Raw genomic sequence first — 18,295 nt, 5'->3', positions numbered from 1 at the left:
GTAAAAATAAATAAAATTTTTTATTAAAGCTGTCACCCTAAAAAACTTTTTTCATAACATAACTTTAACATACAAGATAAATACAATGGATTCCAACCCGAATTTGATAAATGTCCTTAGGGAAATAGTAAGTAATGGAAGTGTTGATGATTCTAAAATCGCTTTGTTGCCTCAGGAAGAGCAAGAATTAATAAAAGAACTTCAGGCTAATGGCATGCTGGAAGAAGCATTGCGTTATGTAGAATCTTTGGATGCTCAAAAATCCTGGGAAGAATTAAAAGAAAAAATGGAATTCAGAAAAAAGTCCGTTGTAATTAATTGGAGAGCTGTTTTTCAATATGCGGCAGTTTTTGTCTGTTTATTGGGTTTGGTTTATGTTTTTCAAAATAAAACAGATAAACCCAATCAAATTGTAATTCCTGATGATGCCATCCAATTAGTGTTAGAAAACGGCGACATTCAGATTTTAAGCCCTAATGGCGATCAGCAGATAATAAAGAAAAATGGGGAAGTTGTAGCTTCTCAAAAAGAAAATCAAATTAGTTACAGTTCAAATCGTTCAATGGATAAATTGGTTTACAACCAAATCAAAATTCCTTATGGAAAAACCTTTGTGATTACTTTGTCAGACGGTACGGTGGTGAATATGAATGCCGGTTCTTCATTAAAATACCCGGTTCAGTTTATAAAAGGACACAATAGAGAAGTTGTACTGGAAGGTGAAGCTTTTTTTGATGTTACTAAGGATAAAAAACATCCTTTCATCGTGAAAACAAGAGGAATTGATGTAAAGGTTTTAGGGACAAAATTCAATGTGAGTTCATACAAGGAAGAGACTGATATTAATACGGTTTTAATCGAAGGGTCGGTTAGTTTGTCCAGTGCTTCTGAGCCAAATATTAAAGAAATGCTTGTTCCCGGAGAAAAAGGAACCTGGAATACTCAAAAAAGCGGTATAGCAGTTGAAAAAGTGGATACCCGAATCTATACAGAATGGATGACTGGAGAACTTGTTTTTAGAAAAGCGTCATTTAGAGACATTATTATAAGATTAGAACGTACTTATAATGTTACAATTGAAAACAACAAAAAAGAACTTTTAGACAAAAAATTCAATGCCAGTTTCAATAAAAATATAGAAAGTATAGAAACAGTATTAGCAACAATGAGCAAAATTCAAGATTTTACTTTTAAAAAAGAAGGTAAAACCATAACGATAAACTAACTAATTTACTAACAAACTAAAAAGCTAATTAATGAAATAAGAGTGTAATTTTTTAAAGGAAAGAAGAAACTCATGAAAAAAAATCGGAAAATAGTACCAGTATTTCCCGATTTAGTAATGTGTTTCAAACGACGTATCGAAATTAAAATCATTTAAAACCCATCCAAAATTATGAAAAAAATAATTAAAGGGAAATGGCTTAGTCCGTATTTGCCTAAAATTAGTCTAAAGATGAAACTAACCACGCTATTATTGATATTGTCTTTGGTGAGAATCCAGGCCAGTACCTATTCGCAAAATACAAAGTTGACATTAAATGTAAACAATACTACTGTTGAGCAGTTGTTTAATAAAATTGAGTCTGTTTCAGAATATCGGTTTTTATTTGAAAGCAGTTTGATTGATTTGGACAGAAAGGTTTCGGTTAATGTTGAGAAAAAGAAAATAGTTGAAATACTGGACAAAGTTTTTAAAGGAACTGATATTTCTTATACCATAAATGATCGACAGATATTGTTGGTGAAGAAAAAAGAACCAACAGTTTCTCTGGCAACTACTGTAGTAAAAGCAGTAGATGATCAGGGAACTATTCAGGTTTCAGGAGTAGTAATGGATGAGAACAATATGCCCATGCCTGGTTTGAGTGTAGCTGTTAAAGGTAAATCTATATCAACAAGTACAGATATGGATGGTAAATTTAAATTTAATGCAGTTGATCCAAATGGATTTTTGGTGTTTTCTTATGTTGGTTATAAAGATCAAGTGGTTGAGATTAAAAATAGGTCTGTTATCAATGTAACAATGAAAATCGATGTTAATGAACTAAATGAGGTTGTTGTTAACTATGGATTTGGAAAGGTAAAAAAAGCCGATATGACTGGTGCCACAGCGACTATAACCAGTAAAGAACTGTCTAAAATTCCGGTATCGAGTGCTGCTGAGGCATTAAAAGGAAGATTGCCAGGGGTGAATGTAACTTCAGCTGATGGTGAGCCAGGAGCAAGTATCAGAATTCGTGTGAGAGGAGGAACTTCTATTTCACAAAATAATGATCCATTATTTATTGTGGACGGACTTATAGTAGGAAGTATTGATAATATTCCGGTAAATGATATTGCAAGTATAGATGTTTTAAAAGATGCTGCAGCTACCGCAATTTATGGGTCACAAGGTTCTAATGGTGTAATTGTTGTTACAACTAAAAATCCTGTGGCAGGAAGAGTTACAGTGTCATATAACAATTTTTTTCAATTTAATCAATTACCGAAAGACAGGAAGTATGATGTTTTAAGCCCGTATGAATTTGCTCTGGCTAATTATGAATATGCTGCTTTATTAGGGACTACCCAATTGCAAAATTTTGAAAAGTTTTTTGGAAAATATGATGACTTAGAATTGTATAAACAAAAGAAGCCAACTGATTGGCAAGATGAATTGTTTGGAGGATCAAGACTTTCTCAATCGCATAACTTAAGTATTGGAGGAGGAAATGAGATGACAAAAATAAATTTAAGTTTGACCAACAATAATGAGGAAGGATTGTTGACTGGCTCAGCTTATGACAGAACAGCCATTAACTTCAAATTGAATCAAGAGATTTTTAAAAATCTTAAAGCAGATTTTACAGCAAGAATTACCAATACAGTTATTGATGGGGCAGGAACTTCAACAAATGCACAGTTAAACATTAAGGATGCTGTTCAAACAAGACCAGTCAATGGTATTGCAGATGAACTAGAATTTGATCCAACTCAGGTTAGCTCTGATGATGACTATCAGCAATTTATTCAAACATTGATATCTCCTACCGAGTTAGTAAAACAGGATTGGAGAAAAAGAACGAATAACCAATATGTATTTTCGGCAGGATTAACATGGTCCGTTTTTAAAGATTTAGATGTTAAATCAACTCTTACAACATCCAGAGATTATTCTGAACAATTAAGATTTTACGGTCCATTAACTGGTGAATCTTATAATAATGGAGGAAATTTACCATTAGGAGAGAGAACAATTACTGAAAGTAATTCTTATCGTTTAGTTAATACTATTAACTATAGAAAGAAATGGGATGGTATAAAATTAGATGTTTTGATTGGTCAAGATATATCATCGCTAAAAGGGAAGTTTAATTTTTTAAGGGGTGAAGATTACAGGGTAACGATTACTCCTCAGGAATTATTTGCAAATATGCAATTTGGAAGAGTAGATAGAATTGATGGAGGTGAGAATACTCCTTTTAATAGAAAGTCCTATTTTGGTCGATTTGATTTCCAATTAAAGGAAAGATATATTTGGACGCTTACAGCCAGAGCTGATCAATCTAGTAAGTTTAGAGGGAAAAATAATTTAGGGATTTTTCCTGCTTTAGCATTTGCTTGGAAAATAAACAAAGAAAGTTTTTTGGATAAAGCAGATTTTATTGATGATTTGAAATTAAGAGTAAGTTATGGTCAAACAGGAAATGATGGAGTATCTACTGAGGCATCACAATTCCTTTTTAACGGAACAACATTAAGAGGACCAGGTTTTGGAAATGTTGATAATCTTTATTATACACCTTCAAGTAGTGTTTTATATAATCCTAATATAAAATGGGAGAGTACAGCTACAAATAATATTGGTTTGGATTTCGCTTTTTTTAGAAATAAGTTAAGTGGAAGTTTTGATTATTACAATAATGAAACGAGAGATTTACTTTATCAATCTGCAATACCAAATAATACTGGATTTGATAAGCAATTCAATAATGTAGGAAGTACTTCAAATAGAGGTTTTGAACTTGCTTTGTCTAGTGTGGTTGTAGATTCAAAGGATTTTAATCTTTCAGTGAACGCTAATATTGGTAGAAATGAGTTTAGGATTGATAAATTAGATGGAACTTCAGATTTGTTTGCTAGATCTAACTGGGCAAGTACTGATTTAAAGAATGTTAATGATTTTTATTTACAATTGGGTGGTAAAGTAGGAGATTTTTATGGGTTTGTTACAGATGGTTTTTATTCTGTTGACGATTTCGATAGCTATAATTCAACAACTGCCAGATATGTTTTAAAAGATGGCGTTCCAAACAGCGGAGCACTGGTAGGTAATGCTAATATCAGACCAGGTTTCTTGAAAATAAAGGATTTAAATAATGATGGAGTTATTAATGATGACGATAGAAAAGTTTTAGGAAATGCAACGCCAGATTTTCAGGGAGGTTTTGGTTTTAATGTAAGCTACAAAGGATTTGATTTATCTACATTTTTTGATTATCAAGTAGGTAACGAAGTGTATAATACAGGGAAAATCCAATACAACCAATTTAGAAGAATTACTTATGGTAATTTATTGACATCGATGAGTTCTGATAAGCGATTTACTTATGTTGATGTTGATGGTCAATATACAGGTACTCCCGGAGGTATAGTTACAGATTTAGGGCAATTAGCAGAAATGAATGAAGGAAAAACAATGTGGTCACATAGTAGTTTTGGAGTGGCTCAGGCACTTATTAGTGATTTTGCTATTGAAGATGGTTCTTTCCTTAGACTAAATAATGTAACATTAGGCTATAGTTTGCCCAAAAAAATAATATCTAAAGTAGGTTTATCTCAATTTAGAATTTATGCAACAGGTAGAAATTTGCATATATGGACCAAGTATTCAGGATATGATCCAGATGTGAATTCACAAACGAGAGATCCATTAACACCTGGTGTTGATTATTCTTCTTTTCCAAAAAGCCGTTCGTACACCTTTGGATTAAACGCAACATTTTAAAATGAAAACTAAATTTTTTTAGATATGAAAACAAATTATATAATGGTTATTCTAGCAATTTTGCTTTTAACCTCTTGTGATAAAGACTTTTTAAATCCAGATTCAATCTCTACGTTTGATAATAAATACATTTATTCTAATGTTGATGATGCCAGAAAGGGGGTAAATGCAGTGTATTCTTATTTTCAGCAAGATGCTTTTAGATCAAGATTGTCTAATAATATGTGCGGAAATACAGATATAGAGAGACAGTCAGGTTGGCAAACTACAGCAGACAGATATCAGATATGGAATCTGGATGCTTTAGATAGTAATGGTGATTTGAATATAGTGTGGACTTATGCATACAGAGCCATTAGAGATGCCAATATAGCAATAGAGGGGATAAAAGCCAGTGGAAATTTAGAATCAACGGATGCGAGTGTTAAAACTACTTTTAATCAGTTATTAGGTGAATGTTATGTTATTAGAGCATATTGGTACAGTATGCTAGCCTATTATTTTGGTGATGTTCCTTACATAACTCAGGCACCTGTAGCCGGACAAAACTTTTTTGTGCCGAAATCTCCCAGAAATGAAATCTTAAGCCAAGAGATACAAAACATTATTGATATTGAAGAAAAAATGCAGTGGGCTGATCAATTACCTTTTGGGATTGAACAAATTAATCGTGAATATGCCTTAGGAATGATTGCGAGATTATCACTACAAAGAGGAGGGTATTATTTAACACCTCAATTAACAATGGCAAGAGACAGTGATTATCTTGATTATTATCAAATTGCTAAAGAATATGCGGGTAAATTAATAACTCTAAAGGATAGACCTTTACCAACAGATTTTAGACAAATTTTCATGAATCAGTGTAAGTTCTTGACTCCTTTAAATCAAGAAATTTTATGGGAGGTTCCTTTCGCTAAGGGGAGTGGAGATGTAGCGTGGAATATTGGAATTACAGTTGATGGAGGAGCTACTGCTAAACACGATTATGGTTCCGGAAATAATTATATGGGGATTCCAGTTACTTACTATTTGTCTTTTGACAGTAAAGACAAACGTAGAGATGTTACTTGTGCTTTGTATAAAATTAATACTGATTTTGTTCCTGAATTTATTTCGAATGTGAATAATATTGCTCAAGGAAAATGGAGTAGACATTTTTTAGATACTCCTCCAGGAAAGCTTTCAGCCAAAGGTACAGGTATTAACTGGCCTATGATGCGTTATGCCGATGTTTTACTGATGTATGCTGAAGCTGAAAATGAACTAAATGGTCCTACAGTTGATGCTCAAAATGCACTTAAAAGAGTACGTCAAAGAGCATTTGATTCAACGGATTGGATAACAAAAGTTGATGGATATGTTGCTCAGGTATCCACATCCAAAGCTGCATTTTTTGATGCTATAGTTGACGAACGTGGATGGGAATTTGGTGGCGAAATGATCCGAAAATATGAGTTGATTCGTTGGGGTATTTATTCCGATAAAGTAAAAGAAACAGTAGATGGGTTGAAACAATTAGCGGATGATGCTTTTAATGGCGTTGGCACTGGTCCTGATTATATTTATTGGAAATTAGATGATAAAGGTAACTTTATTGTTTTTAATCCTGATTCTAAAGTTACTGCTGCCCCGGATGATACCTGGAAAAGACAGTCGTTTTTACTGCAATTGCACAGTAATACTACAACATATCAAGAGTGGATTACTAAAGACTATGCTAATTATTACTTAACAGGTCCAAAGCCTGGTGTTGCGAGGTATATATTTCCAATTCCGACAACTGCTATTCAAAATAGTCAGGGTACACTCAAAAATGATGGTTACAATTTTCAATAACAAGTTATAAAATAATAGAGATGAAAAATATAAAAAATATTTTGAACATAAAAACAGTATTGTTTTTATGTTTAAGTGTTATACTGTTTAACGCCTGTCAGGCAGACGAACAGGTATTTGAAAAAACCCGATTGTTTCGTCCTGTTCTTTCAGAAAATTTAACTGCAGAGGGGAATGTGATAATTGTAAATATGGGGAAATTAAAAGCAGCAATAGGCTACACTCTAGAAGTTAGTAGAGATACTTTTAAAACCATAGATTATACGATAAAAACAGATACAAATTATGTTAAGATTAACGAAGAACTTATAGGAGAAGGTTTGTTTTGGAATACTTTGTATCAAATTAGAGCTACAGCTCATGCTGATGATCCTCAATATGATAGTAAAATATCTGATTTAGGAAATGTACAAACAGAACGTTTTCCAACAATCTTAAATATTCCTGCTACTTATGATGTTACAGATATTGCGGCTAGAGTTACCTGGACAGTGGCAGGCGATGCGGTAACTAGTATGAAAGTTTTTGCTGGTGATGATTTAAAACTGAAAACACCTTTATTCCCTGAAACCGTAGTAACAGCTAATGAACAATTAGCAGGTGAATCTTTTGTATATGGATTGTTACCTGATACTAAATATCAAATAGCTATTTACAGTGGAACTACATTAAGAGGGTGGGTAGATTATACTACTCGAGTAGCAGATATTGATCCAAATGGTCCGGGAGTAATAGATATTAGAGCTGATACAAGTCCTTCTGCTATAGATAATGCTCTGGCAATTGCTCCAGAGGGTGCAACTATATTAGTAAAAAGAGGGATGACTTATGACATGCCTTCTTATGCCTTCAATAAATCAGTTACTATCAGGGCGGCTTATGGTTTTGGAGAGAAAAAAGCAAAATTATATAAAGATGGTAATATGTTTATTGCGCCAAATACCAATATTAACCATATTCGTTTTATAGATTTGGAAATCAGGGGTAAAAATTATGCAGCAAATTACGTTTTTAATCCTAACCAGAATAATACAATCATAAATGAATTAACATTCGATAATTGTAAAATAGGAACTGTTAGAGGTATAGTTAGGTTAAGAGGTACAAATACTAGTATCAATACTTATGAAATTAAAAATTCGGTAGTAGATAGTATTGGTGCTACTAGTGCTAATTATGGACTTTTAACTTGTGATACAAATCCAGGAACGCCTGCTACTGCAAACGTTAAAAATATAAAATTAACAAACAGTACATTTAATAAAATCCCATTGTTAATAGCATCTAGGAATAATTCAGAATCTATTCAAATTGAAGGATGTACTTTTGCTAATGTTACTACTTATTTTCGTTACAATGGAGGTACTGGTAATAATAATGTAACCAATGGTATTTCTATTAAAAATTCTATTTTTGGTCATGCTTGGGACGAAACAGGAGCAGCTACCACTTGGACAAGTACAGGAATTAATGGTGGTTTAGCAAGCACTAGTTTTGATGTAGGAAACTGTTATACTACATCTGATATAACTTGGAGTAACGAAATTCCAAATTTAACTCCTAAAACATATTCTAAAGGTCAAAATGATTTATGGGTTGATCCGCAAACTAATAATTTCAATTTTAAAGATAAATCTTTTGTTGGTAGAATTACTGCCGGTGATCCTAGGTGGAGATTGAAATTGTAATTGTTTTTATTACTCTTTATCTAACTAACAGAGTAAAAAAAAAAACTGACTAAGATTCAAATACAATAATAATTAGTTTTTAGTTTTTTTATTGAGGCATGCTTAATTCATTTTTGCATGCCTCTTTATGTATATTCCAAATTCAAAATAAGAAAATGAAAAAAATAATAATTTTAATTTGTGTGGCTTTGTTTATTTCTTGTTCCAAAGATGATTTAGGGCAAACAGAAGTGAAAACAATAGTAATTAATGGAGATAACACATTAACAAGTACGCCTAAACAACTAACAGTGACTGTTCTTCCTGGCGATGCGACTAATAAGGAAATAACGTGGAGTATTTCCGACCCTACAATAGCTGTAATTACCGAAACGGGACTTTTAACAGGACTAAAAAACGGAACGGTAAAAGTAACGGCCACAGCTAAAGACGGTTCCGGGACTAAAGGAGACAAGACTTATACCGTTTCAGGAATTACAGGTCCTACAGTATTTATACAAAGTATAGCTATCACTGGAGCAAATATAACGAATGGTCAACCATTGCAATTAACAACTCAAATCCTGCCAGCCAATGCGTCTAACAAAACTTTGAATTGGACAATTTCAAGTCAGGCGATTGCTACGATTAGTGCCGATGGTTTGCTAACCCCAAGGCTTAATGGTACAGTTACTGTAACGGCTAACAGTAATGATGGAAGCGGGAAAAGCGCCCAAATTCAAGTTGCTATTTCCGGAGTTACTACAGTTTACGCTACAACTGTAAGAGCCGAAAGTATATTGTTATGGCAAAGAAATAATGGTGGATGGGGGAAAGCTGTTCCGGATTTAAATGATTACAATCTGGCACAAACTGATCAACAAAAAGCGGCTGCTTTGGCTTCAAAAAACAATACAGATACAACGATTGATAATGGTCATGTAGTAACTGAATTGAGATGGTTACTTGCTGACTATAAAACAACTAATAATCCTAATTATTTGGCTGCTGCAGAAAAAGCGATTGATTGGCTGTTTTTAGCACAATATGCTAATGGTGGCTGGCCTCAATACTATCCTGATAAAAGTGGTTACAGGCATCAGATAACCTATAATGATAATGCTATTGCGAATGTGATGAATTTGATGTGGGATATTATAAAAGGGAAAAATAATTTAGAATTGATAAATCCTGTTTATAAAGACAAAGCAACAACAGCATTTAATAAAGGAATTGATATTATATTACAAACACAGATTACTTATAAAGGCAAGAAAACAGTTTGGTGTGCACAACATGACGAGGTGACTTTACAACCTGCTCTGGCCAGATCTTATGAATTACCATCTTTTAGTGGTTCAGAATCAGTAGGTATAGTTCGTGTTTTGATGTTGGTAGAACAACCCTCAGCTGCAGTGAAACAGGCTGTAAAAGATGCTGTCGATTGGTTTAATGGAGCCAAACTTACCGGCATTGCTACACAAAAAATAACTGATGCTTCTCAACCAACAGGTCAAGACGTTATTGTAGTTTCTTCTCCGGGGAACATTCTATGGGCGAGATTTTATGATTTAACGAACAATTTACCAATGTTTTGCGGTCGTGACGGAATTCCAAAAGCAACTTTAGCTGAAATTGAGAACGAAAGAAGAGTAAATTATTCATGGTATGGAAATTGGCCTAATTCCTTAATTGGGTCAGAATATAGTAACTGGAAAGTAAAGCATGGGTTGTAATTAAAAAGAGTACTAATGATAAATAAAAATAAAATAATGATTTTAAATTTTTTAATAGCTTCTGTTTTATTTCTAAGCTGTTCTTCAAACGATGAACCAAAAGAAACTCAAATTGAGGAAACTCCAAAGGAAGAAGTTGTAAGCTATGATATTGTTGTAGATTCTAAAGGTACTGGAGATTTTACTACTGTTCAGGAAGCACTTAATTCAGTTACTTTTTTGAAAAAAACAGAAACTAAAATTTTTGTCAAAAACGGGACTTATAAAGAAAAATTAGAAGTGCCTTTAAATAAAAACAACATTAGTTTGATAGGTGAAAGTAAAGAGAATGTAATTCTTACTTATGATGATTATGCTTCTAAAAAAAATGGTGAAGGGATGGATATTGGAACATCCGGTTCCGCCAGCTTTATTGTGACAGGAGATAATTTTAAAGCTCAAAATATTACTTTCGAAAATTCGTCCGGACCGGTTGGTCAGGCGGTAGCTGTTAGGATAGATGGAGATAAAATAATTTTTGATAATTGTAAGTTTCTAGGCTTTCAGGATACACTATACCCGCGTAGTATAACAAGCAGGCAGTACTATAAAAATTGTTATATCGAAGGGACAACCGATTTTATTTTTGGAGCTTCAACGGCTGTTTTTGATCAGTGTGAAATTTTTGCTAAGCAGGGAGGTGTTTATATTACAGCTGCAAGCACAGATGAAAAAAATCTGTATGGACTTGTGTTTCTGAATTGTAGATTGACTACAAATTCAGGAAATAGCAGTTATTATTTAGGACGTCCTTGGAGGAATTATGCCAAAACAGTATTTATTAAATGCGAAATGGCTGCACACATAAAACCTGAAGGTTGGCATAATTGGAGTAAGCCAGAGGCAGAAGCTACCACTTTTTATGCAGAATATTTATCGACTGGCCCGGGAGCAAACACAATTTCTCGTGTAAGTTGGTCACACACATTAACATTGGAACAAGTTACAAATCAATATTCGCTTAATACAATCTTTAAAGATTGGATTCCAATGTTATAATTTTTTTAATTCAATTATACTTTGTGTTTTAATAATGCTAACAATTTTGATGCATTTAAAATTTAATAAAAATGAAATATATTTTCAATATAATCTTTTTGTTTTCACTTCTTTCTTGTTCCAAAGATGATGTGAAAGCTTCTGATAGTAACACAGATATAGTGTATGTTACTTCAATTAGTGTTTCAGGTTCAGATATTACTACAGGAACTGCAACGCAGCTTTCGGCTACAGTTTTGCCCTCTGATGCAACTAATAAAATTCTCTCATGGACTTCATCTGATTCTAGTATTGCCACGGTTTCTTCTACAGGTTTGGTAACGGCTCTTAAAAACGGAACTGTAACGATAACCGCAACAGCATCGGATAAAAATATAATTAAAGCCACAAAAACGATAATAATTTCGTCTTTTACTACTTCGCCAACATATACTTATACCGTTTCCAATGCTACAGAATTACTAACTGCTTTGTCTAAAGTTAAGGCCGGAGAAACCGTTTTTCTTACTGGAGGAACTTATGTTATGAATGCTAAAATTACCTTAAGCACTTCGGGAACTTCGGGTAATGAAATCACTATTTTAGGTCAAATGGATGGTGCCAGAGCCAAACTTGATTTTTCGTCCATGTCTGAAAATTCATCTAATCAGGGAATTGTTGTTGCCGGAAATTATATTCATATCAAAGCGATTGATATCTATAAAGCGGGAGATAATGGAATGCAGGTCAAAGGAAGTAATAATACGATAGAATTTTGTTCGTTTTCAGAATGTTCTGATTCGGGTTTGCAAATTGACAGCGGGGCTTCAAATAATATAATCCTAAATTGTGATTCTTATTTTAATGCCGATTCTACTTTGGAAAATGCCGATGGATTTGCCTGTAAATTAAATGTTGGTACAGGAAATAAATTTATTGGTTGCAGAGCCTGGCAAAATCTTGATGACGGCTGGGATGGCTATTTAAGAGGAACGGATAATGTTACGACAACTTATACCAATTGCTGGGCTGTTAAAAACGGCTATCTTAAAAATGATACTAAAGGAGCAGGTGATGGAAACGGTTTCAAGACTGGAGGTAGTGATGATAAATTATTAAAACATAACGGAATTTATAAAAACTGTATTGCTGCAGGAAATGTAACCGATGGTTTTGATCACAACAGTAACCGTGGCAATGTTGAAATTTACAATTGTGCTGCTTATAGTAATGGAAATAATTACAATTTTAGTTCGACCAATCCGTTAGCAAAATTAACTTTGAAAAATTCATGCGCCATCGGAGCTTACGGAAGTGTAAAAGCTGATGTCCTTGATGTTACTAATAATGGTTGGTTAAACGGTTTGGTTACTGATGCTGCCGATTTTGAAAGTACAGATATCAGCCAGTTGATTCAGGCTCGAAAAGCTGATGGGAGTCTGCCGGATGTGACTTTTATGAAACTAAAAACTACGTCTGACCTAATAGATAAAGGGATTGTAATCGAAGGGATTCCTTATCTTGGTACAGCTCCCGATTTAGGTGCATTTGAGTTAAAATAATTATTTCTAAATAAAGTTTGAACTATTCCTAAAAAGGCAATTATTGTAAAAGTAGTGGCGTTTTTAGGAATAGTTTTTTTAATTTCATCCCTTTGATTAATAAATAAAAAGACAAAATGGGAAAAATAAAGTGTTGTATTAAAAGTATAAGTTTAGTGTTTTTAGGAATTTTTTCTTTCCAAAATCTGAATGCACAATATTTAAAAGGATTGACCAATGTTAGGGATACATCCTACAACACCAAAGCTGATTTTAAAAAAACGCTAAAATACTTTCCTAAGGCTACAATGGTTCCAGAAATGCACTTTGAAAATGTAAAGCAAAAGAACGATGTTGAGTATTGTAGTTATGGCAAACGCAAGATGAAACTGGACGTTTTTTTTGATAAAAATGTGCAGCGAAAACAAACGGCGATTATCATTATCCACGGTGGTGGCTGGCGTTCGGGAAACAGACAACAACATCATCCGATGGCACAAAAACTGGCTTCTTTGGGCTATGTGTGTTTTACACCCGAGTACCGTTTGTCAACCGAGGCGCTTTTTCCGGCAGCGGTTTATGATGTGAAAGCATCAATACGTTGGGTTCGAAAAAATGCAGCAAAATACAATGTGAATCCTGACCAAATTGTGACCCTGGGATTTTCTGCAGGCGGCGAATTAGCAGCTTTTATGGGAACAACAGCGAATATGCCGCTGTTTGAAGGTGTAGTAACCAATTCCGATTCGCAATCTCAGGTTAATGCGGTACTCGATATTGACGGAACCTTATCTTTTGTGCATCCCGAAGGAGGTGAAGGCGATGACAGCAAAAAGATTTCGGCAGCAACTTATTGGTTTGGCTATTCAAAAAAAGACAATCCGAAACTTTGGGAAGCCGCTTCACCGTTGAGTTATGTTAGTGCTAAGACTCCGCCGTTTATTTTTATCAACAGTTCGGTAGCCCGAATGCACGCCGGACGTGATGATTTTAGAAAGATTTTGGACGCAAACAATATTTATTCGGAAGTACATGAATTTGAAAATTCACCCCATTCTTTTTGTTTGTACAATCCCTGGTTTGAACCTACAATTGGGTATATCGATGCTTTTTTGAAAAAAGTTTTTAAGAAATAAAAAAACAAAGCCGCAAGATGAGATTCTTGCGGCTTTGTTTTTTTGCACGGGCGGAGGGATTCGAACCCCCATCAACGGTTTTGGAGACCGCTATTCTACCCTTGAACTACGCCCGTAGTTTTTAATAAGGATAGCAGTGAACTGCTTTGTGGGCGCAAATATACTCTTATTTTGGAAAAAAACTAATGGCAGAAGAAGGTATAGTCTGTGAAATTTTGTTGTCTTTTTCTAATGGATTGTTTATTAGGTAATAGCGATTTGGTTTTCTTTACACATTTAAAAAATAAAACTAAAAATCGCCAATTTGAGGTTGAAGTATCGATTTTTTTATTTAAGGCTTTTTATCAAATTATATAGCACACAATCGGTATTATTTCTTTTTTAACCTGTTTTTGAATACTTTTTCAAATTTCTCCAGTTTGGGTTGGATTACCAATCGACAGTAGGGTTTGTTTTGGTTGTATTCATAGTAATCCTGATGATAGTCTTCTGCTTCATAGAAATTTTTGAAAGCTGCTACAATGGTCACAACAGGATTATTGTAGGCTTTGGCTTTGTTTAAATCATTAATGATTTCCTGAGCTGTTTTTCTTTGGGTTTCATTTCTGTAAAAAATTACTGAACGGTATTGCGTACCTACATCAGCACCCTGACGATTTAGGGTTGTTGGATCGTGAACGGTAAAGAAGACTTTTAAAATTTCTTCTACGCTTGTAATAGTATTGTCAAACGTAATTTGGACTACTTCGGCATGTCCTGTTTTTCCGCTACAAACTTCTTCGTAACTGGGATTTACTGTTTTCCCTCCTGAAAATCCCGAAACTACTTTTTTTACACCAACAAGATTTTCGAAAATAGCTTCAATACACCAATAACAACCACCGCCAAGTGTTATGGTTTCCAGATTGGAATTGCTTTTTTGAGGATTGTTTTGTCCCATCATGCTTAATGAAAGCAGCAGTATTATTAGAAATGACTTTTTCATATTGTTTGGATTGATAAGGTTATTTGTTGTCAGGGACAAAATCGAGCGCAATAGAATTCATGCAATATCTTTTACCTGTTGGGGCAGGACCATCATCAAATAGATGGCCTAAATGTCCGTCACATCTGCCGCAAAGTGCTTCAATGCGTTCCATGTTATAGGAGAAGTCATTTTTAAATACAATGCTTTTTTTGTTTTCCTGTTCAAAAAAGCTTGGCCATCCGCAGCTACTTGAAAATTTAGCAGTTGATCGGAATAACAGATTGCCGCAGGCAGCACAATAATAAGTTCCTTTTTCATCGGTGTTCCAATATTTTCCGGTAAAAGCGGTTTCGGTTTCAGCATGTCGCATTACCAGATAAACATCTTCCGGGAGTACCTTTTTCCACTCGGCATCACTTAGTTTTAGTTTTGTGGTATCTGTATTGGAATAATAGGGATTTTCGGGTTTGTTAATAGTATTTGTTGTTGTGTGTTTTTGATATTCCGGAGAGGGTTTGGTTTGTCCGCAAGCCGTAAAAATGAATAAAGGCAATAAAAAGAGCAAGTTAATAAAAGGATTTGTTTTCATTTTAGATTATTTTTTAGACGTTGATAGCTTTCTTTACTAAAGTAATCTTCTACAAAGATAGGATTCAAATAAGGTTTTAATTTTACTTAATTTGCATTTTAACAGCTATTTATAAATTGTTTGATGTTTTTATTTACGGAAAAATAACCTGATTGGTTTTTTATGACCAATCAGTCCTCTGTTGAATTGAGTTCATGTTTTTTTGAGTTTTTATTCAAATTGGAGTTTTGGGTATATAATTCGAAACAGAACGTTAAAGCGGGCATCTTTCCTTATCTTTTTTGTATTTTTGTCAGGCTATAAAAAAATATGACAGAAGAAAACGTAATACTGGTTAATGAAAATGATGAGCAAATAGGGCTAATGCCAAAATTAGAAGCTCATGAAAAAGCGGTATTACACCGTGCTTTTTCGGTTTTTGTATTAAACAATAAAAATGAATTGATGTTGCAACAACGCGCACATCATAAATACCATTCCCCAATGTTGTGGACTAATACTTGTTGTAGTCACCAGCGTGAAGGTGAGTCAAATATTCAGGCAGGAAACAGAAGACTGATGGAGGAAATGGGATTTCAGACAGATTTGAAAGAGTTGTTTCATTTTATATACAAAGCACCTTTTGATAATGGTTTGACTGAGCACGAACTGGATCATGTAATGATTGGATATTATAACGAAAGCCCCATAATCAATCCGGATGAAGTGGAATCATGGAAATGGATGGGAATTGATGCGGTAAAAGAGGATATTTTGATTAATCCGGAAGCTTATACAGTGTGGTTCAGGATTATTTTTGACGAATTTTATCATTATTTAGAAGCGCATAAACTTTAAAAGTAATTGCATCATGAGAGTAACAATAAGCAGAAAAGCACATTTTAATGCAGCTCATCGATTGTATCGCAAAGATTGGACTTTTGAACAAAATGATGCCGTTTTTGGCAAGTGCAATAATCCTAATTTTCATGGGCATAATTATGAATTAATCGTTAGTGTTACCGGTGCTATTGATCCCGAAACGGGTTTTGTAATGGATGCTAAAATTTTGGCTGATATTATAAAAAAAGAGGTGGAAGACGATTTTGATCATAAAAATTTGAATTTAGATGTGGCTGAATTCGAAAATCTAAATCCAACAGCCGAGAATATTGCAGTGGTAATTTGGAATAAAATCAGAAAGCATATTGCATCTGAGTTTGATTTAGAAGTGACGCTTTATGAAACGCCTCGTAATTTTGTAACTTATAAAGGCGAATAATGGCGTTGAAAGCAGGAGATATTGTTCCGAAATTTACAGCCCAAGATGCTACCGGAGCTGTTTTTGAAAGTAACTCAATAATTGGCAAAAAAGCCGTTATTATTTATTTTTATCCAAAAGATGATACCCCTCAATGTACAGCTCAGGCTTGTGGCTTTCGGGATAATTATGCCGAATTTGTCAATTTAGGTGTTGAGGTTATTGGAATTTCTTCCGATGATGTTAATTCGCATCAGCAATTTATCCAAAAATACAATTTGCCTTTTTTGTTGTTATCCGACCCGGATAAGGCTATTCGGAAACTTTTTGGAGTTCCGTCTGCTTTTTTAGGTTTGTTGCCGGGAAGGGTTACTTATCTGGTGGATAAATACGGAATGATACAGATGGTGTTTGATAGTATGCTGGGAATGAAACATGTTAAGAAAATGATTGAAAAACTGACGGAATAATCTATAGAAATGACTAAATAGTACTTGTTGAAACTGATGTACTATGGTTATTTTTGTTTGCAAATAAAAAATTAAAAAAATAAAATGATACAAAATCTATATCCATTACAATTTGAGCCTATTTTAAAAGAGCGAATCTGGGGTGGCGAAAAATTAAAAACCGTACTTAATAAAGCAATCGAATCAACTACAACCGGTGAAAGCTGGGAATTGTCAACCGTAGAAGGCGATGTAAGTATTGTTGCCAATGGTATATTAAAAGGAAAATCATTGTTGGAAGTGATTGATGAGGCTCCAAATGAAATATTAGGAACGGCAGTTTATCAAAAATTCGGGAAGCAATTTCCGTTGCTTTTTAAATATTTAGATGCGCGGGAAGATTTGTCAATTCAGGTGCATCCGAATGATGCTTTAGCAAAAGAGCGTCATAATTCCTTTGGAAAAACAGAAATGTGGTACATCATGCAGGCTGATGACGATGCCCGTATTATTGTAGGTTTTAAAGAAAAGTCAAATGCAAATGAATATGTTGAGAATCTGAAGAATAAAAGTCTGCTTTCTATTCTCGATGATGTGAAAGTAAAATCGGGAGATGTCTTTTTTCTGGAAACAGGAACAGTTCATGCAATTGGAGCGGGTTTGGTGGTTGCTGAAATCCAGCAAACATCTGATATCACGTATCGTATTTATGATTTTGACAGAGTAGATGCTCAGGGTAATGGAAGAGAATTGCATATTGATCAGGCATTGGATGCAATTAATTATGATAAGGTTGATACTTATAAAGAATACGATAAAGAAGTAAATCAATCTAACGGGGTTGTAGATTGTCCTTATTTTACAACCAATTTTGTTCCTTTGGATGGAGTGATTTCTGTAGAAAAATCAGCAGAAAGTTTTACGGTTTATATGTGTGTAGAAGGAAGTTTTGAATTGGATTACAATGATGTGAAATACAGTTATAAAAAAGGAGATACGGTTTTGATTCCGGCAGAAATCAAAGAGTTTGTTTTGAGTGGAAAAGCTTCTATTTTAGAAATTTACATTTCATAGTGGCTAATAAAAAGTTTATGTGTACTTTTGCAAGCGCAAATTAAAATTAA

General features: G+C 34.0%; 14 protein-coding genes and 1 tRNA gene. 12 read left to right on the top strand and 3 right to left on the bottom strand.

The features are described 5' to 3' along the window. Positions 1-85: 85 nt before the first annotated feature. From IEV84_RS12765 to IEV84_RS12730, 8 genes are all read left to right on the top strand, one after another. The gene (locus IEV84_RS12765; RefSeq protein WP_188494666.1) at positions 86-1,225 is read left to right on the top strand and encodes a FecR family protein; all 1,140 of its coding nucleotides are present in this window, start codon (positions 86-88) and stop codon (positions 1,223-1,225) included. Positions 1,226-1,396: 171 nt separating this feature from the next. Next, positions 1,397-4,990 carry a TonB-dependent receptor gene (locus IEV84_RS12760; protein ID WP_188494665.1) on the top strand — a complete coding sequence of 1,198 codons (3,594 nt, stop codon included), beginning with the start codon at positions 1,397-1,399 and terminating at the stop codon, positions 4,988-4,990. Between the two features lie 24 nt (positions 4,991-5,014). Further along, positions 5,015-6,829, top strand: coding sequence for a RagB/SusD family nutrient uptake outer membrane protein (locus tag IEV84_RS12755; RefSeq protein WP_188494664.1), 1,815 nt, complete (start codon positions 5,015-5,017; stop codon positions 6,827-6,829). Positions 6,830-6,849: 20 nt separating this feature from the next. After that, positions 6,850-8,517 carry a DUF4957 domain-containing protein gene (locus tag IEV84_RS12750; protein WP_188494663.1) on the top strand — a complete coding sequence of 556 codons (1,668 nt, stop codon included), beginning with the start codon at positions 6,850-6,852 and terminating at the stop codon, positions 8,515-8,517. Positions 8,518-8,672: 155 nt separating this feature from the next. After that, entirely contained in the window at positions 8,673-10,232 is a 1,560-nt protein-coding gene (pelA, locus tag IEV84_RS12745) for a pectate lyase (protein WP_188494662.1), read from the top strand. 36 nt (positions 10,233-10,268) lie between these two features. Next, a complete protein-coding gene (locus tag IEV84_RS12740; RefSeq protein ID WP_188494661.1) occupies positions 10,269-11,270 on the top strand; it encodes a pectinesterase family protein in 1,002 nt (333 codons plus the stop codon). Between the two features lie 71 nt (positions 11,271-11,341). Beyond that, positions 11,342-12,811 (top strand): right-handed parallel beta-helix repeat-containing protein, encoded by a 1,470-nt coding sequence (locus IEV84_RS12735; protein WP_188494660.1) that lies wholly within the window; start codon positions 11,342-11,344, stop codon positions 12,809-12,811. Positions 12,812-12,927: 116 nt separating this feature from the next. After that, positions 12,928-13,926: an alpha/beta hydrolase gene (locus IEV84_RS12730; protein ID WP_188494659.1), complete on the top strand. Its 999-nt coding sequence runs from the start codon at positions 12,928-12,930 to the stop codon at positions 13,924-13,926. A 45-nt stretch (positions 13,927-13,971) separates the two neighbouring features. Here IEV84_RS12730 and IEV84_RS12725 read toward each other — a convergent pair. From IEV84_RS12725 to msrB, 3 genes are all read right to left on the bottom strand, one after another. Further along, positions 13,972-14,042, bottom strand: a tRNA-Trp gene (locus tag IEV84_RS12725). 254 nt (positions 14,043-14,296) lie between these two features. Then, the gene (gene msrA / locus IEV84_RS12720; RefSeq protein ID WP_188494658.1) at positions 14,297-14,911 is read right to left on the bottom strand and encodes a peptide-methionine (S)-S-oxide reductase MsrA; all 615 of its coding nucleotides are present in this window, start codon (positions 14,909-14,911) and stop codon (positions 14,297-14,299) included. 19 nt (positions 14,912-14,930) lie between these two features. After that, positions 14,931-15,482 carry a peptide-methionine (R)-S-oxide reductase MsrB gene (msrB, locus tag IEV84_RS12715; RefSeq protein WP_188494657.1) on the bottom strand — a complete coding sequence of 184 codons (552 nt, stop codon included), beginning with the start codon at positions 15,480-15,482 and terminating at the stop codon, positions 14,931-14,933. Positions 15,483-15,791: 309 nt separating this feature from the next. On the opposite strand from msrB, the gene idi reads away from it, so the two are divergent. The 4 genes from idi to IEV84_RS12695 all read left to right on the top strand — a co-directional run bounded on the left by idi (position 15,792) and on the right by IEV84_RS12695 (position 18,245). After that, positions 15,792-16,319 (top strand): isopentenyl-diphosphate Delta-isomerase, encoded by a 528-nt coding sequence (idi, locus tag IEV84_RS12710; RefSeq protein ID WP_188494656.1) that lies wholly within the window; start codon positions 15,792-15,794, stop codon positions 16,317-16,319. Positions 16,320-16,332: 13 nt separating this feature from the next. Then, positions 16,333-16,743 carry a 6-pyruvoyl trahydropterin synthase family protein gene (locus IEV84_RS12705; RefSeq protein ID WP_188494655.1) on the top strand — a complete coding sequence of 137 codons (411 nt, stop codon included), beginning with the start codon at positions 16,333-16,335 and terminating at the stop codon, positions 16,741-16,743. After that, a complete protein-coding gene (locus IEV84_RS12700) occupies positions 16,743-17,192 on the top strand; it encodes a peroxiredoxin (RefSeq protein ID WP_188494654.1) in 450 nt (149 codons plus the stop codon). Before IEV84_RS12705 ends, IEV84_RS12700 begins: the two co-directional genes overlap by 1 nt. A gap of 84 nt (positions 17,193-17,276) precedes the next feature. Further along, a complete protein-coding gene (locus IEV84_RS12695; RefSeq protein ID WP_188494653.1) occupies positions 17,277-18,245 on the top strand; it encodes a type I phosphomannose isomerase catalytic subunit in 969 nt (322 codons plus the stop codon). Positions 18,246-18,295 lie beyond the last annotated feature (50 nt).

It is taken from the genome of Flavobacterium palustre, from assembly GCF_014639535.1.
GTDB lineage: Bacteria > Bacteroidota > Bacteroidia > Flavobacteriales > Flavobacteriaceae > Flavobacterium > Flavobacterium palustre.
This window is presented reverse-complemented; position numbering and strand designations above follow the sequence as displayed.

Coding starts and splice junctions, on each gene's coding strand:
- IEV84_RS12735 (WP_188494660.1), top strand. CDS start 11,342: ATGAAATATATTTTCAATATAATCTTTTTGTTTTCACTTCTTTCTTGT.
- IEV84_RS12730 (WP_188494659.1), top strand. CDS start 12,928: ATGGGAAAAATAAAGTGTTGTATTAAAAGTATAAGTTTAGTGTTTTTA.
- IEV84_RS12750 (WP_188494663.1), top strand. CDS start 6,850: ATGAAAAATATAAAAAATATTTTGAACATAAAAACAGTATTGTTTTTA.
- msrB (WP_188494657.1), bottom strand. CDS start 15,482: ATGAAAACAAATCCTTTTATTAACTTGCTCTTTTTATTGCCTTTATTC.
- IEV84_RS12740 (WP_188494661.1), top strand. CDS start 10,269: ATGATTTTAAATTTTTTAATAGCTTCTGTTTTATTTCTAAGCTGTTCT.
- pelA (WP_188494662.1), top strand. CDS start 8,673: ATGAAAAAAATAATAATTTTAATTTGTGTGGCTTTGTTTATTTCTTGT.
- IEV84_RS12755 (WP_188494664.1), top strand. CDS start 5,015: ATGAAAACAAATTATATAATGGTTATTCTAGCAATTTTGCTTTTAACC.
- IEV84_RS12765 (WP_188494666.1), top strand. CDS start 86: ATGGATTCCAACCCGAATTTGATAAATGTCCTTAGGGAAATAGTAAGT.
- IEV84_RS12695 (WP_188494653.1), top strand. CDS start 17,277: ATGATACAAAATCTATATCCATTACAATTTGAGCCTATTTTAAAAGAG.
- IEV84_RS12700 (WP_188494654.1), top strand. CDS start 16,743: ATGGCGTTGAAAGCAGGAGATATTGTTCCGAAATTTACAGCCCAAGAT.
- idi (WP_188494656.1), top strand. CDS start 15,792: ATGACAGAAGAAAACGTAATACTGGTTAATGAAAATGATGAGCAAATA.
- IEV84_RS12705 (WP_188494655.1), top strand. CDS start 16,333: ATGAGAGTAACAATAAGCAGAAAAGCACATTTTAATGCAGCTCATCGA.
- msrA (WP_188494658.1), bottom strand. CDS start 14,911: ATGAAAAAGTCATTTCTAATAATACTGCTGCTTTCATTAAGCATGATG.
- IEV84_RS12760 (WP_188494665.1), top strand. CDS start 1,397: ATGAAAAAAATAATTAAAGGGAAATGGCTTAGTCCGTATTTGCCTAAA.